Here is a 25,089-nt window from a genome sequence, read left to right on the forward strand (position 1 = left end):
TTTCCCTTTCCGGCGGTTCCGACTCTATCAGACCCTTTCGGTCCTGATTCCCAGTCAGAGGGGCTTGTCCTCGCGGCTGGTGGGCCGTTCCGACGAGTGAGACTCTAACGGATTCCCCGGCTCCCGACCTAATCGGGGGCCGCGTCCTTTCGAACGGGGATTCCTCATTCCGTAAATACACGCGCCAAGAAAACGACGACAGAAGTACTGCGCGTCGCAGGGTGGTGAGTACTTGCGGGGTGGCCGTCCGGGGACCGACCGGGGTCGGCGCTCACGTCGGACAACTCGGAGAACAGTACGGATGGCCCTTCGGCGTGTCAACTCAGGGGCGAACGGGCTGGTGGAGGCGTACCGTGGGAGACGTGACGACGCATACGTGCACCCAGTCCTGGCGGGCCGCCTGACGGCGGCCGTGCTTACGTATGCGCTCAACGGCCGCCGCTTCGGCGGCCGTTCGTGTTTCTCCCTCCGGAACCACCGAGGGGCGGCCGCTGGGGCGGCGGTCCCGACCGGAAGGTGGAGGAGACAGATGACGCGAGTCTTCAGCGGGGTCAAGCCGACGGGGCATCTGACGCTGGGGAACTATCTGGGGGCCATGCGGCGGTGGGCCGCCGTGGATCAGCACCGGTCCGACGCCTTGTTCTGTGTCGTCGATCTGCACGCGCTGACCGTCGACCACGATCCGGCGCGGGTGCGCCGGCTCAGCCGGCAGGCGGCGACCCTGCTGCTGGCGTCGGGGCTGGATCCGGAGCGGTGCACGGTGTTCGTGCAGAGCCACGTGGACGATACGCGCGGCTGTCGTACGTGCTGGAGTGCGTGGCCACCGACGGGGAGACGCGGCGGATGATCCAGTACAAGGAGAAGGCCGCGCGAGAGCGGCGGCGGGGCGGGAGCGTGCTGCTGTCGCTGCTGACGTATCCCGTGCTGACGGCTGCGGACATCCTGGCGTACGGGACCGACGAGGTGCCGGTCGGGGACGATCAGCGGCAGCACGTGGAGCTCGCGCGGGATCTGGCCGTGCGGTTCAACCAGCGTTACGGCCACACGTTCGTGGTGCCCCGGGCCACGCGGCCCGGGGTGGCGGCGCGGGTGATGAACCTGCAGGATCCGGCGTCGAAGATGGGCAAGAGCGACGACACCGGGCCGGGGATCGTCTATCTGCTGGACGAGCCGGACGTGGTGCGGAAGAAGGTCATGCGTGCGGTGACCGACAGCGGACGCGAGGTCGTGTACGACCGGGAGGGCCGGCCGGGGCTCGCCAATCTGCTGGAGGTCCTGGCCGCGTGCACCGGTGGGAGTCCCGAGGAGCTGGCCGGGGCGTACCGGTCGTACGGGGATCTGAAGAAGGACACCGCGGAGGCCGTCGTCGAGGTGCTGCGGCCTCTTCAGGCGCGGCACAGGGAGCTGTGCGCGGATCCCGGTGCGGTGGAGGCGGTGCTGCGGGACGGTGCGGAGCGGGCCCGGCGGATGGCCCGGCCGACGGTGGACGGCGCGTATCGCGCGATCGGGCTGCTGCCGGCGGTGGCGGCGACGGCCGGTGCGCGGGCTGTGGTGACGGTGTGAGGTGAGACGGGCTGGGGGCGGGTGATCGGCACGCCCCCTTCGGCGCTCAGCTGTTGTTGCCGGAGGCCAGGGCGCGGCTGCGGTCGCGGGCGGCTTCGAGGGCGGCGATGAGGGCGGCTCGTACGCCGTGGTTCTCGAGTTCGCGGATGGCGTTGATCGTCGTGCCGGCCGGGGAGGTGACGTTCTCGCGGAGCTTGACCGGGTGTTCGCCGCTGTCGCGGAGCATCGTCGCGGCGCCGATGGCGGACTGGACGATGAGGTCGTGGGCCTTGTCGCGGGGCAGGCCGAGGAGGATGCCGGCGTCGGTCATGGCTTCGACCAGGTAGAAGAAGTAGGCCGGGCCGGAGCCGGAGAGGGCGGTGCAGGCGTCCTGCTGGGACTCGGGGACGCGCAGGGTCTTGCCGACGGCGCCGAAGATCTCCTCGGTGTGGGCGAGGTGGGCCGCGGTGGCGTGGGTGCCGGCGGAGATGACGGACATCGCCTCGTCGACGAGGGCTGGGGTGTTCGTCATGACGCGGACGACCGGGGTGCCGGGGGCCAGGCGCTCCTCGAAGTAGGCCGTGGGGATGCCGGCGGCGCCGCTGATGACCAGGCGGTCGGCGGGGATGTGGGGGGACAGTTCGTCGAGGAGGGTGCCCATGTCCTGCGGCTTGACCGTGAGGATCAGGGTGTCGGCGGACTTGGCGGCCTCGGGGTTGGTGACCGGGGTGACGCCGTGGCGGGTGCGGAGCTCCTCGGCTCGTTCCCGGCGGCGGGCGGTGACCAGGAGGTCGGCCGGGGACCAGCCGGCGCGGATCATTCCGCTGAGCAGGGCTTCGCCGATCTTGCCGGTGCCGAGGACCGCGACTTTCTGGGGCATGGCTGGGGTGTCCTCCGGGGGTTGCGTCGTCCGGGTTCATCCTCGCACTCCGCGGTGGTGCGGCGGGGTGGGTGTCCGGTGGGCGGGATGTGCGGGTCGCGGGGCATCGGCGGGCCGCGCGGGTTACGTCGTGCGGCGCCGCAGGGTCGCCGCTCCGAGGGCGAGGACCAGGAGGGCGCAGCCGGCGACGATCAGGACGTCGCGGACGAAGACGGCCGTCATGTCGGAGTGGCGCAGGACTTCGTTCATGCCGTCCACCGCGTAGGACATGGGCAGGACGTCGGAGATGCCCTCCAGGACCGGGTGCATGTTGTCGCGTGAGGTGAACAGGCCGCACAGGAGGAGCTGGGGGAAGATCACCGCCGGCATGAACTGCACCGCCTGGAACTCCGAGGCCGCGAAGGCCGAGACGAACAGGCCGAGGGCTGTGCCGAGGAGGGCGTCGAGCAGGGCCACGAGCAGCAGCAGCCAGGGGCTGCCGGTGACGTCGAGGCCGAGGAACCAGAGCGCGAGGCCGGTGGCCAGGGCGGACTGGATGATCGCGAAGGTGCCGAAGGCGAGGGCGTAGCCGGCGATCAGGTCGCCTTTGCCGAGGGGCATGGCGAGGAGGCGTTCGAGGGTGCCCGAGGTGCGTTCGCGCAGGGTGGCGATGGAGGTCACCAGGAACATGGTGATCATCGGGAAGATGCCGAGGAGGGACGCGCCGATGTCGTCGAAGGTGCGGGGGCTGCCGTCGTAGACGTAGCGCAGCAGGAACAGCATCAGGCAGGGGACGAGGAACATCAGCGCGATGGTGCGCGGGTCGTGGAGGAGCTGGCGCAGGACCCGGGCGGCGGTGGCGGTGGTGCGGGAGGGGCTCAGGGCCCGGGGCTTGGCGGGCGGGAGGGTGGTGGTGGTCATCGCGTCGTCTCCTTCGTGCGGGCTGCGGCCTTCGCCTCGTCGACCAGGCGCAGGAAGGCCTCCTCGACGGTGGGGGTGCCGGTGCGGGTGCGCAGGGCGTCGGGGCTCTCGTCGGCGAGGAGCTCGCCCTCGCGCATGAGGAGGAGGCGGTGGCAGCGCTCGGCCTCGTCCATGACGTGGGAGGAGACGAGGAGGGTGGCGCCGCGCTCGGCGGCGATGGCGTGGAAGAGGTTCCAGAGGTCGCGGCGCAGGACGGGGTCGAGGCCGACGGTCGGTTCGTCGAGGACCAGGAGCTCGGGGGTGCCGAGGAGGGCGACGGCCAGGGAGACGCGGCCGCGCTGGCCGCCGGAGAGGGTGCCGGCCAGGGCGTCGGTGTGGGTGGTGAGGTCGACGTCGGCGATGGCCCGGGTGACGTTCTCGTGTCGGCGGTCGGAGGCGTGCCGGCCGGGGTCGAGGATCGCGGCGAAGTAGTCGAGGTTCTGGCGGACCGTCAGGTCGTCGTAGACGGACGGGGCCTGGGTGACGTAGCCGATGCGGGTGCGCAGGGTGGGGTGGCCGGCGGGCCGGCCGAGGACGTCGAGGGTGCCGGTGACCTTGGCCTGGGTGCCGACGACGGCGCGCATGAGGGTGGACTTGCCGCAGCCGGAGGGGCCGAGGAGGCCGGTGATCTGACCGCGGGGGACGGTGAAGGCGAGGTCGCGCAGGACGGTGCGGGTGCCGCGGACGACGGTGAGGTGGTCGGCGTGGACGGCGGGGCCTTCGGCGGCTTTGGCGGACTCTTCGGCCGGGCCGGGGCGTGGTGAGCCGGGAGCATTATTCATCATGTGATGAATAATGCTCCCGGTGGTGGGGGGCGTCAAGCAGGTGGGGGGATGTATCAGAACCAGGGGACGCCCGGGAGGATGCGGTGTGGGGTGTGTGCGGTGTGTGTGGTGTGCGGTGTGTGGTGGAACCGGGTCGGCGTGGCGTCGACGGGTGGCACGGCGAGGACGGGCGCGTCGCCTTGCGTGGAGGGGCCGTTCCGGCCCCGGTTCCCGCCGCGCGGACGGGAGGGCGCGGTGGGGCGCGTGCCGAGTGGCGGCCCGGTCGCGGGCCCGTGCGGTCATGCGGCCGTCGTGGCCGGGCCCCGGACCGGGAGCGGTGGGGACGCGGTGAGGGCTGCCCGTCAGGCGCGGCGCTTCTTCGAGGGGTTGCCCGAGCGTCGGGTCGTGCGGTTCTCGTACTGCGCGCGGGCGGTGTCGTACTCCTCGCGGTGCAGTTTCTCGCCGGGGGCCTCGGTGAGGGAGCGGAAGAAGTAGGCGAGGAGCGAGCCGACGAAGCCGACGGCCAGGAGGCCGCGGAGAGAGGCCTGGCGGTCGGGGTCGGGGCGGCGGGTGAAGCCGTCCCAGGTGTGGCGGAAGGCCAGGGCGCTGCAGATCGCGAACATCACGACCATGAGCAGCGTGACGAAGGAGCCGACGGCGGCGAGTCGGAGGCCCTGGTAGGCGATGCGGAGGACCAGGCAGGAGACGGCGGCGGCGGCGAGGGAGCCGGCGGAGACCGCGATGCGGCGGGGCGTGTAGCCGCGGTCGTGGTGGAGCCAGGTGGTGCCGAAGAAGCGCAGCGGCTCCGGGCGGGGGCCGGTGGCGCCGGCCGGGGAGCCCGCGGGGGCGACCGGGGCGCCGGGTTCGTCTCTCACGAGTCGATTATGGCGCCGGGCGTGCCGCGGGCTCCGTCGGCGTCAGCCGCAGCGGGGACGGACGTAGCCGTCGCTGCCCGTTCTGACGTAGGCGTCCGAGACGTACTCGCCGTCGGCGATGTTGTCCCAGATGTTCGTCGTGCCGTACGGGCCCGAGACCGTCGTGCCCGGCGTCTGGCAGTAGATGGCGACCTGGGCACCCTCGGGCAGGACCCGGACGACGGCGTAGCCGGTGCCGGGGCCGCTGCGGACGTTCAGCCGGACGCCCGGCGCGACCGGGTAGTACGTCAGGGCCGACGCCGCCATGGTGGCGGCGTCCGCGCCGGCCACGGCCTCGTCCCCGCCTTCGAGCCCTTCCACGTGATCCACGGACATGGGAAAACCTCCCCCGTTGCGCCCCATGACTGCCATGGGGCCCCGTTGATTCCCCCGCATCACGGCATGAAACACCTGTGCGTGACGCGCACTGGGAGGCTAGCAAGCCGCCTCTGCCTCGTACGAGTCATCGACTAGGCTCCGTGCGTCGCGCACGCGGACGAACAGCACGGGGGTGGTCCCATGGCGCCACAGCGAGACGCTGGAGCGGGACCGGAAGCGGAACTTCCCGACAGCGTCGGTCACTACCGGCTGGAGTCCTGTCTGGGGTCCGGCGGCATGGGTGTGGTGCACCTCGCCCGGAGCGCCTCCGGTATGAGGCTCGCGGTGAAGGTGGTGCACGCCCAGTTCGCCGGCGACCCCGACTTCAGGGGGCGTTTCCGGCAGGAGGTGGCGGCGGCGCGCCGGGTGAGCGGTGCCTTCACCGCCCCCGTGGTCGACGCCGACCCGGAGGCCGGGCGGCCGTGGATGGCCACCTTGTTCATCCCGGGCCCGACCCTCGCCGAGGAGGTGAAGCGGAACGGGCCCATGGCGACAGCCCAGTTGCGTCGTCTCATGGCGGGGCTGGCGGAGGCGCTGCGCGACATCCACCGGGCCGGTGTCGTCCACCGGGATCTGAAGCCGAGCAACGTGCTGCTGGCCGAGGACGGACCGAAGGTCATCGACTTCGGCATCTCCCGGCCGTCGGACAGCGAACTGCGCACCGAGACGGGCAAGTTGATCGGCACGCCGCCCTTCATGGCACCCGAGCAGTTCCGGCGGCCGCGGGACGTGGGGCCGGCCGCGGACGTCTTCGCGCTCGGGTCGGTGATGGTGCACGCGGCCACGGGACGCGGGCCGTTCGACTCGGACAGCCCGTACGTCGTCGCCTACCAGGTCGTGCACGACGAGCCCGACCTGTCCGGGGTGCCGGACGAGATCGCCCCGCTGGTGCTGCGCTGCCTCGCCAAGGAGCCCGAAGAGCGTCCCACGCCGGACGAGTTGATGCGGGAGCTGCGCTCGGTCGCGGCGTCGTACGACACGCAGGCCTTCATACCGGCTCAGCGGGCGGACGACGTGCCGGTGCGGCGGCCCTCCGCCGAGGAGCCCGCTTCCGAGGAGCCCGCTCGTGAGGAGGCGGCGGGACCCGGGCGGGGCAGGCGCCTCGGCAGGCGGGCGGCGCTGGGAGCCGGGGCGCTCGGCCTGGCCGTCGTCGGGGCTCTGCTGGCGCTCCCGTCGAGCGGCGGCGACGGCGGTGGCCCGCGCGGCACCGCTCCGCGGACGACCGCCGCCGCGTTTAGCGGGTGGGAGGCGACACCGGTGCCCGGGAAGGGGACACCCCGGTGCTCCCACGGGGCGGGCCGGCTGCTCTGTGCCGTGTCCGGGCTGGTCTTCGCCCTCGATCCCGCCGACGGGGACGTGGTGTGGCGGCATCCCGTCGACGAGGGCCCCAGAAGCGGGCCTCCGGTGCTGACCGGTGGGCTCGTCCAGCCCGCGATCGGCCAGGGGCCTCACCTGGAGGCGCTCGATCCCGGCTCGGGCAAGGTGAGCTGGCTGCGGGACGTGCCCGCGTACAACGGCGTGGCGTCGGCCGGGGGCATGCTCCTGCTCACCGGCACGGACGGGACGGTCACCGGCCTCGACAGCGCCTCCGGGGACCAGATGTGGAGCCACCGGATCCCCGGCCACGAGATGCCGTACTTCGTCTCCTACGCCGGTGACCCGCTGGCGTACGCCGCGAGCCCCTCGGCGAACGGATCGGGCACACGCGTCACCGCGGTCGACCCGGGAACGGGGGACGTGCGGTGGGACGCCCGGCTGGAGGGAGCGCTGGAGCCGTTCGCCGCGGCGGCCGGGTCGGTGTTCCTGCTGTCCGTCGACCCCACGCGCGGGGACGCCAAGGCGCTGGTCCGCTACAGCCCGGACAGCGGGGCGACGCGACGGGTGCCGCTCGCCGTCCCGCTCCAGCAGGCTCACGGCGCCGTGCGCGGGAACGTGGCCTTCCTCATGGCCACCGGCGGCTCCCTGGTCGCCGTCGACCTGGAGGCCCGCGAGCAGCTGTGGAACCTGGAGACCGGCGTCGTCCGGGGCTCCACGCCCGTCGCCGGCGACCGGTACGTGTACGTCACCACCCCGGACGGGCGGCTGCTCGCCGTCGACGCCCGGCGCGGGAAGCTCGCCGGGCAGACCTCCCCCCGGCTGGGCGAGCGGTCCGACCGGGTGCCCGCGGCGCTGACCGAGCCGCTGCTCACCGGGGACCGGCTCTACGCCACCGCGCCGGACGGATCCGTCTTCGCCGTCAACGGGCGGGACCCGGCGGCCTGGTAGGACGTGCGGGAGGGCCGCCCTCCGGCTGTGGGGAGGCGGCCCTCGTCGCGGGACAGGACTCAGCCGAGCTTCGTGACGTCGCGCACCGCGCCCTTGTCCGCGCTGGTCGCCATCGCCGCGTAGGCGCGCAGGGCGGCCGAGACCTTGCGGTCGCGGTTCTTCGGGGCGTACACGCCGTTCAGGGCCTGCTCGCGGCGGGCCAGCTCGGCGTCGTCGACCAGCAGGTCGATCGAGCGGTTCGGGATGTCGATGCGGATGCGGTCGCCGTCCTCGACGAGGGCGATCGTGCCGCCCGCCGCCGCCTCGGGCGAGGCGTGGCCGATGGACAGGCCGGAGGTGCCGCCGGAGAAACGGCCGTCGGTGACCAGCGCGCAGGTCTTCCCGAGGCCGCGGCCCTTCAGGTACGAGGTCGGGTAGAGCATCTCCTGCATGCCGGGGCCGCCCTTGGGGCCCTCGTAGCGGATGACGACGACGTCGCCGTCCTTGACCTGCTGGGTGAGGATCTTCTGGACGGCCTCCTCCTGCGACTCGCAGACGACCGCCGGGCCCTCGAAGGTCCAGATGGACTCGTCGACGCCGGCCGTCTTCACGACGCAGCCGTCCACGGCGAGGTTGCCCTTGAGGACCGCGAGGCCGCCGTCCTTGGAGTAGGCGTGCTCGACGGAGCGGATGCAGCCGCCCTCGGCGTCCTGGTCCAGGGTCTCCCAGCGCTCGGACTGGGAGAAGGCCTCGGCGGAGCGGACGCAGCCGGGGGCCGCGTGCCACAGCTCGACGGCCTCGGCGGACGGGGAGCCGCCGCGCACGTCCCAGGTCTTCAGCCAGTCGCCGAGGGAGGGGCTGTGGACGGAGTGCACGTCCTCGTTGAGCAGGCCCGCGCGGTGCAGCTCGCCGAGCAGGGCGGGGATACCGCCGGCGCGGTGCACGTCCTCCATGTAGTACGTGCGGTCCCTGGCGACGTTCGGGGCGACCTTGGCCAGGCAGGGCACGCGGCGGGAGACGTCGTTGATCTCCTCCAGGCCGAAGGGGACGCCCGCCTCCTGGGCGGCGGCCAGCAGGTGCAGGATCGTGTTGGTGGAGCCGCCCATGGCGATGTCGAGGGCCATGGCGTTCTCGAACGCCGCGAAGGACGCCACGCCGCGCGGCAGGACCGTCTCGTCGTCCTGCTCGTAGTAGCGGCGGGTGATGTCCATGACGGTCTTCGCCGCGGTGACGTACAGCTGCCTGCGGGCGGTGTGCGTGGCGAGGACCGAGCCGTTGCCCGGCAGGGACAGGCCGATGGCCTCGGTCAGGCAGTTCATCGAGTTGGCGGTGAACATGCCGGAACAGGAGCCGCAGGTCGGGCAGGCGTTCTCCTCGATGCGGAGGATGTCCTCGTCGGAGATCTTGTCGTTCACCGCGTCGGAGATCGCGTCGACCAGGTCCAGCGTGCGGACCGTGCCGTCGACGAGGGTGGCGCGGCCGGACTCCATCGGGCCGCCCGAGACGAACACCGTCGGGATGTTCAGGCGCAGGGCCGCGTTGAGCATGCCGGGGGTGATCTTGTCGCAGTTGGAGATGCAGATCAGGGCGTCGGCGCAGTGGGCCTCGACCATGTACTCCACGCTGTCCGCGATGAGGTCGCGGGAGGGCAGGGAGTAGAGCATGCCGCCGTGGCCCATGGCGATGCCGTCGTCCACGGCGATGGTGTTGAACTCGCGCGGGATGCCGCCGGCCTCCCTGACGGCCTCGCTGACGATCCGGCCGACCGGGGCCAGGTGCGTGTGGCCGGGGACGAACTCCGTGAAGCTGTTGGCGATCGCGATGATCGGCTTGCGGCCGATGTCCGCGCCGGGTACACCGGAGGCGCGCATCAGGGCGCGGGCGCCCGCCATGTTGCGGCCGTGGGTGACTGTGCGGGACCTCAGCTCGGGCATCGTCGCTCGCTCCTTCTACAGGCGGCGTCAGAGGATTCGGAGACTTCTGACTGCTACCGAGCGTACGCCGGTCATCCAGTGGGCGGGACGGAGTGTCCGGAATACGGGACGCGTGTCTCGTCGGCTGCGGCGGTGAAGGGCGTCACGGCCCCGTGAGGTGACCCTGCACGATCGGTGCGAGGCGGGCGATGACCCGCTCGGGGTCCGCCGAGGCCAGCGGCTCGACCTTCACGACGTAGCGCAGCAGGGCCGTGCCGACGAGCTGGGCGACGGCCAGCTCGGCCCGCAGCTCCGCGTCCGGCAGCTCCAGCCGCGCGGTGATGCGGCGCAGCAGCTGCGAGGCGACGATCCGGCGGAAGACGGCCGCGGCGGTGTCGTTGGTGAGGGCGGAGCGGACGATGGCGAGCAGGGGCGCGCGGGTCGCCGGGTTCTCCCAGATCCCGAAGAAGAAGCGGGTCAGGCGCTCCCCCACGCACTCGATCGGGCCCTCCTCCACGGTCTTCGGCGCCTGCAGGGCGGGGCCGAAGGACTGGGTGATCGCGGCCTCGAAGACCTGCTCCTTCGTGCCGAAGTAGTGGTGCACGAGGGCCGGGTCGACCCCGGCCGCCTTGGCGATGCCGCGGACGGAGGTCTTCTCGTAGCCGCGCTCGGAGAACTCGTCGCGGGCGGCGGTGAGGATCCGCTCGCGGGTGCCCGCCGACTCGGTGCGCGGGGGGCGTCCACGGCGGCGGGCGGCGGGGCCGGGCCCGGTGCCGTCGCCCGGGTCGGCGGGGATGTCGTCGCCCGTGCCGGTCGAGGGGCCGCCCGGGGGCGGGGCGCTCACGGCCGCGGGACCTTCGCCGCCGACGCCAGGTGGAGGCGGGTGAAGGCCAGGGCCTCGGCGAGGTCGGCCTCCCGCTCGGCGCTCGACATGGCCCGGCGGGTGTTGACCTCGATGACGACGTGCCCGTCGAAGCCGGTCACGGCGAGCCGCTCCAGCACCTCGGCGCAGGGCTGCGTGCCACGGCCGGGGACCAGGTGCTCGTCCTTGGCCGAACCGCGGCCGTCGGCGAGGTGGACGTGGCCGAGGCGGTCTCCCATGCGGTCGACCATGTCCAGCGCGTCGGAACGGGCCGTCGCGGTGTGGCTGAGGTCGATCGTGAAGTGCCGGTAGTCGTCCTTGGTGACGTCCCAGTCGGGGGCGTACGCGAGCATCTCGCGGTCACGGTAGCGCCACGGGTACATGTTCTCGACGGCGAACCGCACATCCGTCTCGTTCGCCATCCGCCAGATGCCGGCGACGAAGTCCCGCGCGTACTGGCGCTGCCAGCGGAACGGCGGGTGCACCACGACCGTGCTCGCGTCGAGCTTCTCCGCCGCCGCGCGGGCCCGCCGGAGCTTGGTCCAGGGGTCGGTGGACCAGACGCGCTGCGTGATGAGCAGGCAGGGGGCGTGCACGGCCAGGATCGGGATCTGGTGGTAGTCGCTGAGTCTGCGCAGGGCTTCGAGGTCCTGGCTGACCGGGTCGGTCCAGACCATGACCTCGACCCCGTCGTAGCCGAGGCGCGCGGCGATCTCGAAGGCCGTGGCCGTCGACTCCGGGTAGACCGAGGCCGTCGACAGGGCGACCTTCGCGTCCGGGATCCTCACGGCTGGCTCTGCCATGCAGGACAGGTTACGGGGTGGGACGGGGAGGTCGTGGGGCGTCCGTTCGCGGTTGTGGTGATTGCCACGTGGCGTCGCGGCCTCGCCCCGCCCTGCGGGAAAGGACCCCTACGCCGTCTCCATGTGATCCAGTCTGCGCAGGATCACGCCCTCCCTCAGCGCCCACGGGCAGATCTCCAGGCGCTCCACGCCGAAGAGGTCCATGGCGGCCTCGGCGACGAGGGCACCCGCGAGCAGCTGGCCCGCCCTGCCCTCGGAGACCCCGGGCAGTTCCGCCCGTTCCCTCTCCGTCATGCCGGACAGCCTCGGCATCCAGCCCTCCAGGGACTCACGCTTGAGCTCGCGCTGGACGTAGAGGCCCTCGGCGGAGCGGGCGGCACCGGCGATGCGGGCGAGCTGCTTGAACGTCTTGGAGGTGGCGACGACGTGGTCGGGGACGCCCAGGCGGCTGAACTCGCCGACCGTGCGGGCGATCTCGGTGCGGACGTGGCGGCGCAGGGCGCGGACGTCGTCGGCGTCCGGCGGGTCGCCGGGGAGCCAGCCGGCGGTGAGGCGCCCCGCGCCCAGGGGCAGGGAGGCGGCCGCGTCGGGCTCCTCGTCCATGCCGTAGGCGATCTCCAGGGAACCGCCGCCGATGTCCAGGACCAGCAGCTTCCCGGCCGACCAGCCGTACCAGCGGCGGGCGGCGAGGAAGGTCAGCCGGGCCTCCTCCTCGCCGGTGAGGACCTGCAGCTCGACGCCGGTCTCGCTGCGCACGCGCGCGAGGACGTCGTCGGCGTTGCGGGCCTCGCGCACGGCGGAGGTCGCGAACGGCAGGACCTCCTCCACCCCCTTGTCCTCGGCGGCCTGGAGCGCCTCGTGGACGACCGAGACCAGCCGGTCGACGCCGTGGGGGCCGATCGCGCCGTCGTCGTCGAGGAGCTGGGCGAGGCGCAGTTCCGCCTTGTGCGAGTGCGCGGGCAGCGGGCACGCGCCGGGATGCGCGTCCACCACGAGCAGATGCACCGTGTTCGATCCCACGTCGAGGACACCGAGTCTCATGTACGGCACGCTACTGCCAGGCCGGGCGTCCGCCGTCCTCGGAGGGGGCACCAGGCCCGTACCCTGGACGCGTGCCAAAGACGAAAAAGGCCAAGCGCGACAAATCACCGGGTGCCGCGGTGTCCGACGAGAAGGGCCTCGACTTCGCCCGCGCGTGGGTGGAGTTCCCCGATCCGGCGGACGAGGAACAGGTGTTCCGCTGCGATCTGACATGGCTGACCTCTCGCTGGAACTGCATCTTCGGCAGCGGCTGCCAGGGCATCCAGTCCGGCCGTGCGGCCGACGGGTGCTGCAGTCTGGGTGCCCACTTCTCCGACGAGGACGACGAGAAGCGCGTCGCCGAGCACGTGGCGCGGCTGACGCCGGACATCTGGCAGCACCACGCCGAGGGCACCAGGAACGGCTGGGTCTCACACGACGAGGACGGCGAGCGCCAGACGCGGCCCTTCGAGGGCTCCTGCGTCTTCCAGAACCGGCCGGGCTTCCCGGGCGGCGCGGGCTGCTCCCTGCACATCCTCGCCCTGAAGGAGGGCCGGGAGCCGCTGGAGACCAAGCCGGACGTGTGCTGGCAGCTTCCGGTGCGGCGGACGTACGAGTGGATCGACCGGCCCGACGACACCCGCGTCCTTCAGGTGTCGATCGGCGAGTACGACCGGCGCGGCTGGGGCCCGGGCGGGCACGACCTGCACTGGTGGTGCACGTCGGCCACCTCGGCGCACGGCGCGGGCGAGCCGGTGTACGTCTCCTACCGGCCCGAGCTGATCGAGCTGATGGGCACGGCCGGCTACGACCGGCTGGTCGAGCTGTGCGAGCAGCGGCTGGCCTCCCTGCTGCCGCTGGTGGCCCCGCATCCGGCGGATCCGGCCGGCCCCGCGGCCTGATCCGCCGACCCGCCTCGCCCGGCCCGGCTACGACGCGGACGGGCTCGGGTCGCCGCTGTCCGAGAGCGGGGACGTCGAGCCCGTCGGCTCGGTCGGGGCCGGGTCCGCCGGTGTGGGCGTGGGGTCCGGGTCGGGGGACGGCGGCGGGGTCGTCGGTGTCGGGTCCGGGTCCGGGTCCGGGGCGGAGGTCGTGGGCGTCGGGTCGGGCCGGGTGGGGGGCGGGTCGCTCGGGCCGCTGGGACGCGGTCCGGGTCCGGGCGCGGAGGGGGTGGCCGCGGTGCCGTAGCCCCCGATGTGCACGACGGCGCCGACCGGAGCCAGTGCCACCTGCGCGCGCCAGGGGCCGGAGGGCTCGCGCAGGTGGTCGACGTACACCTTGAGCGTCGTCGACTCGCCGGGGCGGAGCGTGCCGGAGGACCGGCTGAGGTAGAGCCAGGCGGCTCCCGTGGAGGCGGACCAGCGGACCGGGGCGCCGCCGGAGGCGGTGAGGGTGACCAGGGTGGTGTCACCGCTGGTGTGCGCCGTGACGTCCAGGGCGGGCTCGCGGCCGGCGCCGGCGACGCCGATGACCTCCACCGAGACGTCGGCCTTGCCGTCCTCGCCGAAGCGGGGGGCCGGCCGGGTGCCGGCGTTGCCGGTGTTCTCGTAGCCGCCGCCCGCCGCGCCGTCCGGGCCCGGCGGGTCGCCGGCCTCGTGGGCGGAGGCGGAGCGGCCGTCCTGGCCCTCGCCGACCGGAGTGCCCCGGTAGGCAGCCCACAGGGCCAGCACGGGCGCGGCGACGACGGTGGCGACGACCGTGGTGGTGACGGCACGCGCGCGCAGGCGGTCCCGGCGGGCGGCGTGGTCCTTGGGGTCCATCGGGAAGCCGCGCCGGTCGAAGCGGGGTGCGGCGCTCCGCGCGCGCGGGTGGTGGCTCATGGCGACGTCCAGGGCCGCGCGGGGGGCGGGCAGGACGGGCAGTTCCGCCGGGGTGACGCTGGTGCCGGGCCAGCGGCCGGGGATGGCGCGCTCGGCCGTGCGGCGGCAGCGCGGGCAGTCGTCGACGTGCCGGACCAGTTCGCCGCGCAGGGCCGTGCCGAGCACCAGCCGGTCGTCACCGACGAGGTGCGCCACGCTCGGGCACGCCCCGGTCTCGACGACGGCGAGGGCGGCACGCGTGCGTTCCACCTCGCAGGCCGCGGAGGCGAGCAGGTCGCGGGTGGCCGCCACGTGCCGGCCGAGGACGGCGGCGACCTCCTGCGCGGTGAGGTGGTGGCGCACCGCCAGTTCGAGCGCCTCGCGCTGCTCCGGGGTGGTGCCGGCGGCCTCCGGCCAGGCGAGCAGGGCGAGTTCGCGGCGGCGGCGCTCGCGGACCTCCTCGGAGACGCCCGGGGCGGCCGGGCGGTCGTGGCGCTCCCGGGCGACCCGGCCCGCCGCGTGGCTGCTCTGACGTTTCTGCTGGGCGTCGGCCAGCTTGCGCAGGCACGCCCAGCGGGCCAGCGCGTACAGCCAGGCCCTGCGGTCGGCGGGAGCGGCGGGAACGTGGCGGCCGCGGCGTTCGGCGAGCGCGAGGACGTCGCTCAGGGCGGCGGTCGCGCCGTCGTGGTCGCAGAGCACCGACAGGCAGTAGGTGAACAGGCCGTCCAGGTAGGGCTCGTACCGCGCGGGCGGCCGCTGCGCCAGCGTGCGCGCGGCCCCGCGATCACGCGCTTCCCGGTGCGCCCGGTGTGCGCCGGCCGTGCGGGTCGAGCGGGTCAGGGTCTCCGGAGTACTGCTCATCATTCGGCGACCGTAGGGGGCCGGGAGGGGCGGCTTCTGTCGGCTTGAGCACATTTAATCCGTACGGGTGAAACGATCCCTCAAACGGGGACGGGCCTCCGGTTCCGCCGCAGGGGCGGGGCGGCGGGCCCCACCCGGCGGGCGGGGGCGCCGACCGGTGCCGGCGTTGTCAGTGGCGGCGGCTACGGTTTCGTCCATGGCTGCTCGTACGAAATCCACCAAGGACCGCCCGTCCTACCGCTGCACGGAGTGCGGCTGGCAGACGGCGAAGTGGCTCGGCCGCTGCCCCGAGTGCCAGGCCTGGGGGACGGTCGAGGAGTACGGCACGCCCGCGGTCCGTACGACGACGCCCGGGCGGGTCACCACCTCCGCCCTGCCCATCGGCCAGGTGGACGGCCGCCAGGCCACCGCCCGCCCCACCGGCGTGCCCGAGCTGGACCGCGTGCTCGGCGGCGGACTGGTCCCCGGGGCGGTGGTGCTGGTCGCGGGCGAGCCGGGCGTCGGCAAGTCGACCCTCCTGCTGGACGTGGCGGCCAAGTCGGCGAGCGACGAGCACCGCACGCTGTACGTCACGGGCGAGGAGTCGGCGAGCCAGGTCCGGCTGCGCGCCGACCGCATCGGCGCCATCGACGACCACCTGTACCTGGCGGCCGAGACGGATCTGGCGGCGGTCCTCGGCCACTTGGACGCGGTCAAGCCGTCGCTGCTCGTCATGGACTCGGTGCAGACGGTGGCCTCCCCCGAGATCGACGGGGCGCCCGGCGGCATGGCCCAGGTCCGCGAGGTCGCGGGCGCCCTGATCCGCGCCTCCAAGGAACGCGGCATGTCCACGCTGCTGGTGGGCCACGTCACGAAGGACGGCGCGATCGCGGGCCCCCGCCTGCTGGAGCACCTGGTCGACGTCGTCCTGCACTTCGAGGGCGACCGGCACGCCCGCCTCCGCCTCGTACGAGGCGTCAAGAACCGCTACGGCACCACCGACGAGGTCGGCTGCTTCGAGCTGCACGACGAGGGCATCACGGGCCTCGCAGACCCGAGCGGACTTTTCCTGACACGCCGGGCCGAACCGGTCCCGGGCACCTGCCTGACCGTCACCCTGGAGGGCCGCCGGCCGCTGGTCGCCGAGGTGCAGGCGCTCACCGTCGACTCGCAGATCCCCTCCCCGCGCCGCACGACCTCGGGCCTGGAGACCTCCCGTGTCTCGATGATGCTGGCGGTGCTGGAACAGCGCGGCCGGATCAGCGCCTTGGGCAAACGGGACATCTACTCCGCGACGGTCGGCGGCGTGAGGCTCTCGGAGCCGGCCGCCGACCTGGCCGTCGCCCTCGCGCTCGCCAGCGCCGCGAGTGACACACCTCTCCCCAAGAACCTCGTCGCCATCGGCGAAGTGGGCCTCGCCGGAGAGGTGAGACGCGTCACGGGCGTACAGCGCCGCCTGACCGAAGCCCACCGTCTGGGCTTCACACACGCGCTGGTACCGGGCGATCCCGGCAAGATCCCGCAAGGCATGAAGGTCCTGGAAGTCGCGGACATAGGGGACGCCCTGCGGGTCCTTCCCCGCTCCCGTCGCAGAGAGTCCCCCCAGGAAGAGGAGGGTCGCCGGTAGACTTTGCCCTGGTCTCGCCCGTCCGTGCGAACCCAGCGCGCGACACGGGGGCGCCCAGAACCTGCGACCGGAGGAGTGCAGTGGCAGCCAACGACCGGGCAGCAGCTCCCGGAAAGTCCGGTGGGAGTGCCGGTACCGATGGCCGTGTGCGCGCCTCTCTGAGCGCCGTGGCACCGGGCACCGCCCTGCGTGACGGCCTGGAGCGGGTGCTCCGCGGCAACACCGGCGGGCTCATCGTGCTCGGGTCCGACAAGACCGTCGAGGCGCTGTGCAGCGGCGGTTTCGTGCTGGACGTGGAGTTCACCGCGACCCGGCTGCGCGAGCTGTGCAAGCTGGACGGCGGCATCGTGCTGTCCTCGGACCTGTCGAAGATCCTGCGCGCGGGCGTGCAGCTGGTCCCGGACCCGACGATCGCCACGGAGGAGACGGGCACCCGGCACCGCACGGCGGACCGCGTCAGCAAGCAGGTCGGCTTCCCTGTCGTCTCGGTGTCCCAGTCCATGCGGCTGATCGCCCTGTACGTCGACGGCCAGCGCCGCGTCCTGGAGGACTCCGCGGCGATCCTGTCCCGCGCCAACCAGGCCCTGGCGACCCTGGAGCGCTACAAGCTCCGCCTCGACGAGGTCGCGGGCACGCTGTCGGCGCTGGAGATCGAGGACCTGGTGACCGTCCGGGACGTCTCGGCCGTCGCCCAGCGCCTGGAGATGGTGCGCCGCATCGCCACGGAGATCGCCGAGTACGTCGTGGAGCTGGGCACGGACGGACGTCTCCTCGCCCTCCAGCTCGACGAACTGATCGCCGGTGTGGAGCCCGAGCGCGAGCTGGTCGTCCGGGACTACGTCCCCGAGCCCACGGCCAAGCGTTCCCGCACGGTCGACGAGGCACTGTCCGAGCTCGACGCCCTGACCCACGCCGAGCTGCTCGAACTGCCCACGGTGGCCCGGGCGCTGGGCTACACGGGCTCGCCCGAGACGCTGGACTCGGCTGTCTCGCCGCGCGGTTTCCGCCTCCTGGCCAAGGTGCCCCGGCTGCCCGGCGCGATCATCGACCGCCTGGTGGAGCACTTCGGCGGGCTGCAGAAGCTGCTCGCCGCGAGCGTCGACGACCTCCAGACGGTGGACGGCGTCGGCGAGGCCCGGGCGCGCAGCGTGCGCGAGGGGCTGTCGCGGCTGGCGGAGTCGTCGATCCTGGAGCGGTACGTCTAGCCCACGAGCGGGCTCCAACGGCCGAGGGCGGTACCTGTCGCCGGGTACCGCCCTCGCGTGTCCTCGCGGCCGGGCCGTCAGTCCGCCGACAGCACGAACGACGTCTGCACCTTGGCGAAGCCCGGAGCCTTGACCTCCACGAGGTAGGTTCCCGTGCCGGCCTTGCCCGCCGGGGGCGTGGCGCACTCGGGGGCGCTGGGCTTGCGGTCCCACTTCAGCGTGTAGGTGATGCCGTCGCCCGCGGGCACCCGGTACAGCCGGGGCGCGTCGGGCTTGGGGCAGTCCTTGCTGGACCAGTAGTCGTCGTCGCTGCTCGACGGGGTGATGGTGAACACCGCGTTCTCCGGCCCGAGGTCGAGCTTGCAGTCGCTGCCGGAGATGTTCCGCGCGGTCAGCAGGAACGTGGGGGTCTGCTCGGGGTCGTAGGAGTTGTAGCGGCTGCGCAGGCTGAACTTCACCACGCTCGCGGTGCAGTTGGGCAGGGTGGAACCGGCCGGCAGGGTGTCGCCGGCGCCGACGCCGACGCCCGTGGTGCCGCCTCCGGAGCCGTCGCCGCCCTCCGACCCGCCCGACCCTGCGGAGCCGTCGCCGGAACCGTCACCGGTGCCGCCGCCCGAGCCGTCACCGGAGCCGTCCCCCGAACCACCCCCGGAGCCCGACGACGAGCCGCCCGAGTCCGCACCGCCCGACTCGTCGCGCCCGCCGGGGGCTTGGCTGATGGCCGGTCCCGAACCCGACGGTCCCGGTGTGATCGAGGGCGCGGGATTCTTGCCGTCGGCGCCGTTGCCGCCGCCCTTGCCGCCCCCGCCGCCCATGGTGACGATCCAGGTGATCAGGAGCGCCAACACGGCGACCACAGACACCAGTACGACCCTCCGACGCCAGTAGATGGAGGAGGGAAGCGGCCCGACCGGATTGCGCAGAGATCCCACGGCGCAAACCTTACGAGAGATCGGTGCGTTCGCCCGTCCCACCCGCCGCTCAGGACACAACTTTTCCGGATCATCATTTTGGAGAAAGACCACTTCACACTTGTCTTTCGCCGGGTGCCGTATCCGGCGATCGCGCAGTGTGACGATATCGACGCACCGACTACCTTCCGTGACCGTCGGTATCGAAGCGGGGCCGGATCGCTCGCCGGCCCCGGCCTCGCTGTTCGCCACCACGTGGTGGGCACGCTGCTCAAGTCCCCTGCCGCACGGGGGTGTCCACGCCGGGGGTCCGCCGCCCTGTGAGCGCCTGGCCGTATGAGGAGGACGGAACACGTGAGCCCCCGGGTGGACCCGCGCACGCGCCGGTGAGGCGTGACCCGAGGTGAGTGCCGCACCCCGCGCCGCCGGGCAGGGGCGCACGCGCCGCGTGAGGCGGCCTGCGCAAGGGGGGAAGGCGTACTGCGGGCGGTGCTGGACCGCCCGTTCAGCGCGGCATTTGGTCACCGTGCGAACTCCTCCTGCTCCGTGCCCTTTCGTTCCTCTCGGCCTTCACCGGGCCGCCGGATGCCGCGTCCCGCATCGGAACGGGTCTGAAGTGGCTTACGGAGAGCAGGAGTTCATGAGGCGTCCGGCGGCAGCGGCAGTCCGCTCCGGGAGGGGGGGCCGGGGCCCGTGCGGCGGGCGGGCCGGCCATGCGTCAACCGGGACCGGCGAGGGCGGCGCGAGGACGGCCCTGGCGTGGACGCCGTGAGCGGCGACCGTCCGACCCCGGACCGGCCACCACGGCCAGCGCAGGGCACCCAAGGCAGCGGCGCCGCGCCCCGGCACCGGCCCAAGCCACCGGCGACCCGACCACAGCCGCGGCACGGAAGCCCTGATGGGCGACCGCCCGACCGGACCGGCCACCACGGCCAGCGCAGGGCACCCAAGGCAGCGGCGCCGCGCCCGGACGTTCCGGCTGCTCGGCGGGCCGCCACCGCTGCCGATCGTCGGGCCTGTCCGCCGCAGTGGGTGGCGGTGTGCCCGAAACGGTGGCTCTGCGTGGCACCATCGAGAGGCCATGACTGCTCCCACGAAACCCTCGCAGCCCGTCCCCACGCCCACCGACTCCCCCTCCGGCCCGCCCCCGGGCGAGAGCCTGCACGCCCCCGTCATCGACTGGTTCGACGAGCACGCCCGCGACCTGCCCTGGCGGCGCCCCGAGGCCGGGGCGTGGGGGGTGATGGTCAGTGAGTTCATGCTGCAGCAGACGCCGGTAAGCCGTGTGCTGCCCGTCTACGAGCACTGGCTGGAGCGCTGGCCGCGCCCCGCCGACCTGGCCGAGGAGGCGCCCGGCGAGGCCGTCCGCGCCTGGGGCCGGCTCGGCTACCCGCGCCGGGCGCTGCGGCTGCACGGCGCCGCCGTCGCGATAACGGAACGGCACGGCGGTGACGTACCGGCCGACCACGCCCAGCTGCTGGCGCTGCCCGGCATCGGCGAGTACACGGCCGCCGCCGTCGCCTCCTTCGCCTACGGACAGCGCCACCCGGTGCTGGACACCAACGTGCGCCGGGTCTTCGCCCGGGCGGTCACCGGTGTGCAGTACCCGCCGAACGCCACCACCGCCGCCGAGCGCAGGCTGGCCCGTGCGCTGCTGCCCGAGGACGAGGCGACCGCCGCCCGCTGGGCCGCCGCCTCCATGGAGCTGGGCGCGCTGGTGTGCACGGCGAAGAGCGAGTCGTGCCAGCGCTGTCCGATCGCCGCGCAGTGCGCGTGGCGGCTGGCGGGCAAGCCGGAGCACGACGGTCCGCCGCGCCGGGGCCAGACGTACGCCGGCACCGACCGGCAGGTGCGCGGGCGGCTGCTCGCCGTGCTGCGCGAGGCTCACGCCCCGGTGCCGCAGGCGGCGCTGGACCGGGTGTGGCACGAGCCGGTGCAGCGGGCCCGGGCGCTGGACGGCCTGGTCGCCGACGGTCTGGTGGAGCCGATGGCGGGCGGGCTGTACCGGCTCCCGCTGACCTGACGCACCGGCAGGTCACAGGCGGCGGCCCGCCGTCACCGTGACGCCGGATGGACAAATAACTACAAAGCATGCCCAAACACCCCATCGCTTCACCCCGTTCCCCCGTCCGTTACACAACCGACGGACAGCCGAGCGCTGGCCGCAGGCTGCTTCGGACAGCGCCGTGACAAGGCCTCCGTACCTTCGGTTGCGTTCCCGGGCCACCCGGGACGACCGAGGAACACAGGCAGTGCACGGGCGGCGGGGAGCCGGCCCGGACGGGGAAACGGGAGGCGGTCCACCATGGCGCAGGGCGAGGTGCTCGAGTTCGAGGAGTACGTCCGGACCCGGCAGGACGCGCTGCTGCGCAGTGCCCGCCGGCTGGTGCCGGACCCGACGGACGCGCAGGACCTGCTGCAGACGGCGCTGGTGCGGACGTACGGCCGCTGGGAGACCATCGAGGACAAGCGGTTCGCGGACGCCTACCTGCGCCGGGTGATGATCAACACGCGCACGGAGTGGTGGCGGGCCCGCAAGCTGGAGGAGGTCCCGGCCGAGCAGCTGCCCGACTGCTCGGTCGACGACGCCACCGAGCAGCACGCCGACCGCGCCCTGCTGATGGACGTGCTGAAGGTGCTCGCCCCGAAGCAGCGCAGTGTCGTGGTCCTGCGACACTGGGAGCAGATGTCCACGGAGGAGACGGCCGCCGCCCTCGGCATGTCGGCCGGAACGGTCAAGAGCACGCTGCACCGGGCGCTCGCCCGGCTCCGCGAGGAGCTGGAGTCCCGCGACCTCGACGCACGTGCGCTGGAGCGTGAGGAGCGGGAGCGGTGCGCGGCCTGACCGGTGAGGGTCCTTCCCGGACCCCGGGCTGTAACCAGGCGGTGATCACGGCACTGGCCGTGTTCGCCGCCCTCGCCCTTTTCGCCTCCTCGTGCGCCTCCGGCGGCACCGGCGCCCGGGACGAGGGTCCGGCGCACGCCGACTCGGTCGCGGGCGCCGCCGCCACGCCCCCGGCCGCGCCGTCGAGGACGCCCGACACGGTCGACGCGGTCAGGCTCGTCAAGGACGACCCGCAGGTCGCGCCGGAGGTGAAACGCGATCTGAAGCCGTGTGTCGCCGACGAGTACCCGGTCGACGTCTCCTACGGCAACGTCACCGGCAACTCGGCCGACGACATCGTCGTGAACGTGCTGACCTGCGGTGACGCGGTGGGCGTCGGCAGTTACGTGTACCGCGAGCAGGACGGCGCGTACAAGAATGTGTTCAAGGCCGAGGAGCCCCCGGTCTACGCGGAGATCGACCGCGGCGACCTGGTGGTGACCAAGCAGGTGTACGACAAGGGCGACCCGGTGTCGAGCCCCTCCGGGGAGAAAGTGATCACGTTCCGCTGGGCGTCCGGCCGGTTCACCGAGAAGTACCGCACGCACAACGACTACGGGAAGGTCGTCGGCGACAGCGCGCCGCCGGGGCCGGCGAGCTGACGCGCGCGGCGGGCCGTGGACCGATCGGGGCGCCCGGAACGATGCCCCCGTGAACGCGGCGCACGCCCCGTGCGTCCCAGCAGGAAGAACGCACCCCACGAACCACAGAGGACTGAGAGCACCGGGATGGCAGACCAGACCCACGTCCTGTTCGTCGAGGACGACGACGTCATCCGCGAGGCCACGCAGCTCGCCCTGGAGCGGGACGGCTTCGTGGTCACCGCCATGCCCGACGGACTGTCCGGCCTGGAGGCGTTCCGGGCCGACCGCCCCGACATCGCCCTGCTGGACGTCATGGTCCCCGGCCTCGACGGGGTCAGCCTGTGCCGCCGCATCCGGGACGAGTCGACCGTGCCGGTGATCATGCTGTCGGCGCGGGCCGACTCCATCGACGTCGTGCTGGGTCTGGAGGCGGGCGCCGACGACTACGTCACCAAGCCGTTCGACGGGGCCGTGCTGGTCGCCCGGATCCGCGCGGTGCTGCGCCGCTTCGGGCACGCGGGCGGCGGCCGGGCCGAGGAGCCCGCCGATCCGGCCGCCGGGGCGGTGCTGACCTTCGGGGACCTGGAGGTGGACACCGAGGGCATGGAGGTCCGCCGGGCCGGGCAGCCGGTGGCGCTGACGCCGACCGAGATGCGGCTGCTGCTGGAGTTCTCCTCGGCTCCGGGCACGGTGCTCTCCCGCGACAAGCTGCTGGAGCGGGTGTGGGACTACGGCTGGGGCGGCGACACCCGGGTCGTGGACGTGCACGTGCAGCGGCTGCGGCAGAAGATCGGGCAGGACCGGATCGAGACGGTCCGCGGTTTCGGTTACAAGCTGAAGGCCTGAGCCGGGGATGAAGGGGCACTTCCGGCGCCTGGTCGCCGCCGGTCTGGAGCGCGCGGGGATCCGCACGGGGCTGAGATGGAAGCTGAGCGCGGCGATCGCGCTGGTCGGGGCGCTGGTGGCGATCGCCCTGAGCCTGGTCGTGCACAACGCCGCCCGGGTGTCGATGCTGGACAACGCGCGCGACCTCGCCGACGAGCGGATCATGATCGCCCAGCGCAACTTCGAGCTGTCCGGGCGGATGAACTTCCCGAACACCGAGATCGACGACCCGGACCTGCCGGAGGAGCTGCGGGACCGGGTCGAGGCCGGGCAGCGGGCGACCTACGTGACCGACCAGGCGAACGGGGCGCCGGACATATGGGCCGCCGTGCCGCTGAAGAACGGTCACGTGATGTCCCAGCACTCCGGCTTCACCGATCGCAGCTCGGACATCCTGCAGGACCTCGACCAGGCCCTGCTCATCGGGTCCATCGCGGTGGTCCTGGGCGGCAGCGCGCTCGGCGTGCTCATCGGCGGGCACCTCTCGCGGCGGCTGCGCAAGGCCGCCGTCGCCGCCAACCAGCTCGCGGGCGGCGAGACGGACGTCCGGGTCCGGGACGCCATGGGCGGGGTCGTGCGCGACGAGACCGACGACCTGGCCAGCGCGGTCGACGCCATGGCGGACGCGCTGCGGCAGCGCATCGAGGCCGAGCGGCGGGTCACGGCCGACATCGCGCACGAGCTGCGCACCCCGGTGACCGGGCTGCTGACCGCCGCCGAACTGCTGCCGCCCGGCCGCCCCACCGAGCTGGTGCTGGACCGGGCCAAGGCCATGCGCACGCTCGTCGAGGACGTGCTGGAGGTGGCCCGGCTGGACGGCGCCTCGGAGCGGGCGGAGCTGCAGGACATCATGCTGGGCGCGTTCGTCACCCGGCGGGTGGCGGCCAAGGATCCGGACATCGAGGTGCGGATCGTGCACGAGTCGGAGGTCACGACCGACCCCCGGCGCCTGGAGCGCGTGCTGTTCAACCTGCTGGCCAACGCCGCCCGGCACGCCCGGCCGCCCATCCAGGTCACCGTCGAGGGCCGGGTCATCCGGGTCCGCGACCACGGGCCGGGCTTCCCCGAGGACCTGCTCGCCGAGGGACCGAGCCGCTTCCGCACCGGCAGCAAGGACCGGGCCGGCCACGGTCACGGCCTCGGCCTGACCATCGCGGCCGGGCAGGCCCGGGTGCTGGGCGCCCGGCTCACCTTCCGCAACGTCCGCACGCCGGGCGCGCCCGAGGACGTACCGGCCGAGGGCGCGGTGGCGGTGCTGTGGCTGCCGGAGCACGCGCCGACGAACACGGGCAGCTACCCGATGCTGCCGGCGCCGGGAACGTAGGCCCGCTCACGTGGCCGGGGGTCTGACAGAGGCTCCGGTCGCGGCGCCCGGCACGGCACGGCGAAGGCCCCCACGTCCTTGGGGTCCTTGGGTTCTAGCGATCGTCGCAACACTCCAGTTCAAGGGGTGCGATGTTCGAGATCCGGCGGACCCGGACGGTGGCTCAGGGCCGCAGGAAGCTGACCCGTGAGCGGGAGGAATACTTCCGGCTCGTGCAGCAAGGCGTGAGTTACGCGGAGGCGGCCAAGGCCGTTGGCATCAACCTCCGTACGGGAAAGCGATGGCGCAACGGCCGGAACCCCTCCGGCCGGCAGAAGGCGGCAGCACCGGCCAGACCGGTTCTGCCGCCTTCTGGTGCGTCCCGGTACCTGCGGGAAGCCGACCGGATCTACATAGCCGACCGGCTCCTGGAGAAGGCGACGGTCCGCGCGATCGCCGCCCAGCTCAACGGCCGACCACGCAAAACGCTCGGCTGGGAAACCCCAGCCGAGCGTCTGCATAAACTGCTCGCCGTCTGACACAACCGATCATGTGTTGCGACGATCCCTAGAAACCGCCGGTCAAAGGGTACCCCGAGGGCCTCACACGGGACCTGGCCGGACGCGTTCCGGCGTACCTGCCGGACGTGCCGCCTTCCACAGGCCGCACATTCCGCCGTACCTGCCGGACCTACCACCTTCCACAGGCCGCACATTCCGCCGTACCTGCCGGACCTACCACCTTCCACAGGCCGCACATTCCGCCGTACCTGCCGGACCTACCACCTTCCAC

The 25,089-nt window shown here is 73.1% G+C and carries 20 protein-coding genes and 2 pseudogenes; 11 read left to right on the plus strand and 11 right to left on the minus strand.

Annotated features, from left to right (window positions below; genetic code table 11):
* Positions 1-529: 529 nt before the first annotated feature.
* Positions 530-1,563 (plus strand): annotated as a pseudogene (gene trpS, locus ACFW6P_RS26105) (tryptophan--tRNA ligase).
* A 46-nt stretch (positions 1,564-1,609) separates the two neighbouring features.
* Here the strand turns inward: trpS and proC are convergent.
* From proC to ACFW6P_RS26130, 5 genes are all read right to left on the minus strand, one after another.
* The gene (gene proC, locus ACFW6P_RS26110) at positions 1,610-2,422 is read right to left on the minus strand and encodes a pyrroline-5-carboxylate reductase (protein ID WP_386354433.1); all 813 of its coding nucleotides are present in this window, start codon (positions 2,420-2,422) and stop codon (positions 1,610-1,612) included.
* Positions 2,423-2,545: 123 nt separating this feature from the next.
* Positions 2,546-3,322 (minus strand): ABC transporter permease, encoded by a 777-nt coding sequence (locus tag ACFW6P_RS26115; protein WP_386424984.1) that lies wholly within the window; start codon positions 3,320-3,322, stop codon positions 2,546-2,548.
* Positions 3,319-4,146: an ABC transporter ATP-binding protein gene (locus tag ACFW6P_RS26120; protein WP_386424986.1), complete on the minus strand. Its 828-nt coding sequence runs from the start codon at positions 4,144-4,146 to the stop codon at positions 3,319-3,321. Before ACFW6P_RS26120 ends, ACFW6P_RS26115 begins: the two co-directional genes overlap by 4 nt.
* A gap of 341 nt (positions 4,147-4,487) precedes the next feature.
* On the minus strand, positions 4,488-5,000 hold the full coding sequence (locus ACFW6P_RS26125; RefSeq protein WP_386424989.1) for an EamA/RhaT family transporter: 513 nt from the start codon (positions 4,998-5,000) through the stop codon (positions 4,488-4,490).
* 42 nt (positions 5,001-5,042) lie between these two features.
* Positions 5,043-5,375 (minus strand): SH3 domain-containing protein, encoded by a 333-nt coding sequence (locus tag ACFW6P_RS26130; protein ID WP_386424991.1) that lies wholly within the window; start codon positions 5,373-5,375, stop codon positions 5,043-5,045.
* Between the two features lie 183 nt (positions 5,376-5,558).
* On the opposite strand from ACFW6P_RS26130, the gene ACFW6P_RS26135 reads away from it, so the two are divergent.
* Positions 5,559-7,682, plus strand: coding sequence for a serine/threonine-protein kinase (locus ACFW6P_RS26135; RefSeq protein WP_386424994.1), 2,124 nt, complete (start codon positions 5,559-5,561; stop codon positions 7,680-7,682).
* A gap of 59 nt (positions 7,683-7,741) precedes the next feature.
* On the opposite strand, the gene ilvD is transcribed toward ACFW6P_RS26135, so the two are convergent.
* The 4 genes from ilvD to ACFW6P_RS26155 all read right to left on the minus strand — a co-directional run bounded on the left by ilvD (position 7,742) and on the right by ACFW6P_RS26155 (position 12,280).
* Complete coding sequence (gene ilvD / locus ACFW6P_RS26140; protein ID WP_386424997.1) at positions 7,742-9,595, minus strand: dihydroxy-acid dehydratase; 1,854 nt, start codon at positions 9,593-9,595, stop codon at positions 7,742-7,744.
* A gap of 142 nt (positions 9,596-9,737) precedes the next feature.
* Positions 9,738-10,370: a TetR family transcriptional regulator gene (locus ACFW6P_RS26145; protein ID WP_386354453.1), complete on the minus strand. Its 633-nt coding sequence runs from the start codon at positions 10,368-10,370 to the stop codon at positions 9,738-9,740.
* 44 nt (positions 10,371-10,414) lie between these two features.
* Positions 10,415-11,239, minus strand: coding sequence for a sugar phosphate isomerase/epimerase family protein (locus ACFW6P_RS26150; protein ID WP_386354414.1), 825 nt, complete (start codon positions 11,237-11,239; stop codon positions 10,415-10,417).
* Positions 11,240-11,347: 108 nt separating this feature from the next.
* Positions 11,348-12,280 (minus strand): Ppx/GppA family phosphatase, encoded by a 933-nt coding sequence (locus ACFW6P_RS26155; RefSeq protein WP_386354411.1) that lies wholly within the window; start codon positions 12,278-12,280, stop codon positions 11,348-11,350.
* Positions 12,281-12,351: 71 nt separating this feature from the next.
* Between ACFW6P_RS26155 and ACFW6P_RS26160 the strand changes: the two genes are divergently transcribed.
* Entirely contained in the window at positions 12,352-13,161 is an 810-nt protein-coding gene (locus ACFW6P_RS26160; RefSeq protein WP_386354409.1) for a hypothetical protein, read from the plus strand.
* Between the two features lie 27 nt (positions 13,162-13,188).
* Here ACFW6P_RS26160 and ACFW6P_RS26165 read toward each other — a convergent pair whose 3' ends face one another.
* Positions 13,189-14,922: a hypothetical protein gene (locus ACFW6P_RS26165; protein ID WP_386425000.1), complete on the minus strand. Its 1,734-nt coding sequence runs from the start codon at positions 14,920-14,922 to the stop codon at positions 13,189-13,191.
* Between the two features lie 193 nt (positions 14,923-15,115).
* Here ACFW6P_RS26165 and radA point away from each other — a divergent pair, with 193 nt between their 5' ends.
* The gene (gene radA / locus ACFW6P_RS26170) at positions 15,116-16,525 is read left to right on the plus strand and encodes a DNA repair protein RadA (protein WP_386425003.1); all 1,410 of its coding nucleotides are present in this window, start codon (positions 15,116-15,118) and stop codon (positions 16,523-16,525) included.
* A gap of 80 nt (positions 16,526-16,605) precedes the next feature.
* Positions 16,606-17,730, plus strand: a complete 1,125-nt coding sequence (gene disA / locus ACFW6P_RS26175; RefSeq protein WP_386354400.1) for a DNA integrity scanning diadenylate cyclase DisA — start codon at positions 16,606-16,608, stop codon at positions 17,728-17,730.
* 77 nt (positions 17,731-17,807) lie between these two features.
* On the opposite strand, the gene ACFW6P_RS26180 is transcribed toward disA, so the two are convergent.
* Positions 17,808-18,662: a hypothetical protein gene (locus ACFW6P_RS26180; protein ID WP_386354397.1), complete on the minus strand. Its 855-nt coding sequence runs from the start codon at positions 18,660-18,662 to the stop codon at positions 17,808-17,810.
* Positions 18,663-19,722: 1,060 nt separating this feature from the next.
* Between ACFW6P_RS26180 and ACFW6P_RS26185 the strand changes: the two genes are divergently transcribed.
* The 6 genes and pseudogenes from ACFW6P_RS26185 to ACFW6P_RS26210 all read left to right on the plus strand — a co-directional run.
* The gene (locus ACFW6P_RS26185) at positions 19,723-20,664 is read left to right on the plus strand and encodes an A/G-specific adenine glycosylase (protein WP_386354394.1); all 942 of its coding nucleotides are present in this window, start codon (positions 19,723-19,725) and stop codon (positions 20,662-20,664) included.
* A 282-nt stretch (positions 20,665-20,946) separates the two neighbouring features.
* The gene (locus tag ACFW6P_RS26190) at positions 20,947-21,486 is read left to right on the plus strand and encodes a SigE family RNA polymerase sigma factor (protein ID WP_386354392.1); all 540 of its coding nucleotides are present in this window, start codon (positions 20,947-20,949) and stop codon (positions 21,484-21,486) included.
* The gene (locus tag ACFW6P_RS26195; RefSeq protein ID WP_386425006.1) at positions 21,474-22,127 is read left to right on the plus strand and encodes a hypothetical protein; all 654 of its coding nucleotides are present in this window, start codon (positions 21,474-21,476) and stop codon (positions 22,125-22,127) included. Before ACFW6P_RS26190 ends, ACFW6P_RS26195 begins: the two co-directional genes overlap by 13 nt.
* Before the next feature lie 126 nt (positions 22,128-22,253).
* On the plus strand, positions 22,254-22,955 hold the full coding sequence (gene cseB / locus ACFW6P_RS26200) for a two-component system response regulator CseB (RefSeq protein ID WP_386354388.1): 702 nt from the start codon (positions 22,254-22,256) through the stop codon (positions 22,953-22,955).
* A 7-nt stretch (positions 22,956-22,962) separates the two neighbouring features.
* On the plus strand, positions 22,963-24,318 hold the full coding sequence (gene cseC / locus ACFW6P_RS26205; protein WP_386354385.1) for a two-component system sensor histidine kinase CseC: 1,356 nt from the start codon (positions 22,963-22,965) through the stop codon (positions 24,316-24,318).
* Between the two features lie 131 nt (positions 24,319-24,449).
* A pseudogene (locus ACFW6P_RS26210) lies at positions 24,450-24,596 on the plus strand (IS30 family transposase); the annotation flags it as partial.
* Between the last annotated feature and the right edge of the window lie 493 nt (positions 24,597-25,089).

It is taken from the genome of Streptomyces sp. NPDC058741, assembly GCF_042746715.1.
GTDB lineage: Bacteria > Actinomycetota > Actinomycetes > Streptomycetales > Streptomycetaceae > Streptomyces.

What these genes read in the sequence shown, in the direction of transcription:
- proC (WP_386354433.1), bottom strand. Translation starts at nt 2,422, where the DNA reads ATGCCCCAGAAAGTCGCGGTCCTCGGCACCGGCAAGATCGGCGAAGCC.
- ACFW6P_RS26115 (WP_386424984.1), bottom strand. Translation starts at nt 3,322, where the DNA reads ATGACCACCACCACCCTCCCGCCCGCCAAGCCCCGGGCCCTGAGCCCC.
- ACFW6P_RS26120 (WP_386424986.1), bottom strand. Translation starts at nt 4,146, where the DNA reads ATGATGAATAATGCTCCCGGCTCACCACGCCCCGGCCCGGCCGAAGAG.
- ACFW6P_RS26130 (WP_386424991.1), bottom strand. Translation starts at nt 5,375, where the DNA reads ATGTCCGTGGATCACGTGGAAGGGCTCGAAGGCGGGGACGAGGCCGTG.
- ACFW6P_RS26135 (WP_386424994.1), top strand. Translation starts at nt 5,559, where the DNA reads ATGGCGCCACAGCGAGACGCTGGAGCGGGACCGGAAGCGGAACTTCCC.
- ilvD (WP_386424997.1), bottom strand. Translation starts at nt 9,595, where the DNA reads ATGCCCGAGCTGAGGTCCCGCACAGTCACCCACGGCCGCAACATGGCG.
- ACFW6P_RS26150 (WP_386354414.1), bottom strand. Translation starts at nt 11,239, where the DNA reads ATGGCAGAGCCAGCCGTGAGGATCCCGGACGCGAAGGTCGCCCTGTCG.
- ACFW6P_RS26155 (WP_386354411.1), bottom strand. Translation starts at nt 12,280, where the DNA reads ATGAGACTCGGTGTCCTCGACGTGGGATCGAACACGGTGCATCTGCTC.
- ACFW6P_RS26165 (WP_386425000.1), bottom strand. Translation starts at nt 14,922, where the DNA reads ATGATGAGCAGTACTCCGGAGACCCTGACCCGCTCGACCCGCACGGCC.
- radA (WP_386425003.1), top strand. Translation starts at nt 15,116, where the DNA reads ATGGCTGCTCGTACGAAATCCACCAAGGACCGCCCGTCCTACCGCTGC.
- ACFW6P_RS26185 (WP_386354394.1), top strand. Translation starts at nt 19,723, where the DNA reads ATGACTGCTCCCACGAAACCCTCGCAGCCCGTCCCCACGCCCACCGAC.
- ACFW6P_RS26190 (WP_386354392.1), top strand. Translation starts at nt 20,947, where the DNA reads ATGGCGCAGGGCGAGGTGCTCGAGTTCGAGGAGTACGTCCGGACCCGG.
- cseB (WP_386354388.1), top strand. Translation starts at nt 22,254, where the DNA reads ATGGCAGACCAGACCCACGTCCTGTTCGTCGAGGACGACGACGTCATC.
- cseC (WP_386354385.1), top strand. Translation starts at nt 22,963, where the DNA reads ATGAAGGGGCACTTCCGGCGCCTGGTCGCCGCCGGTCTGGAGCGCGCG.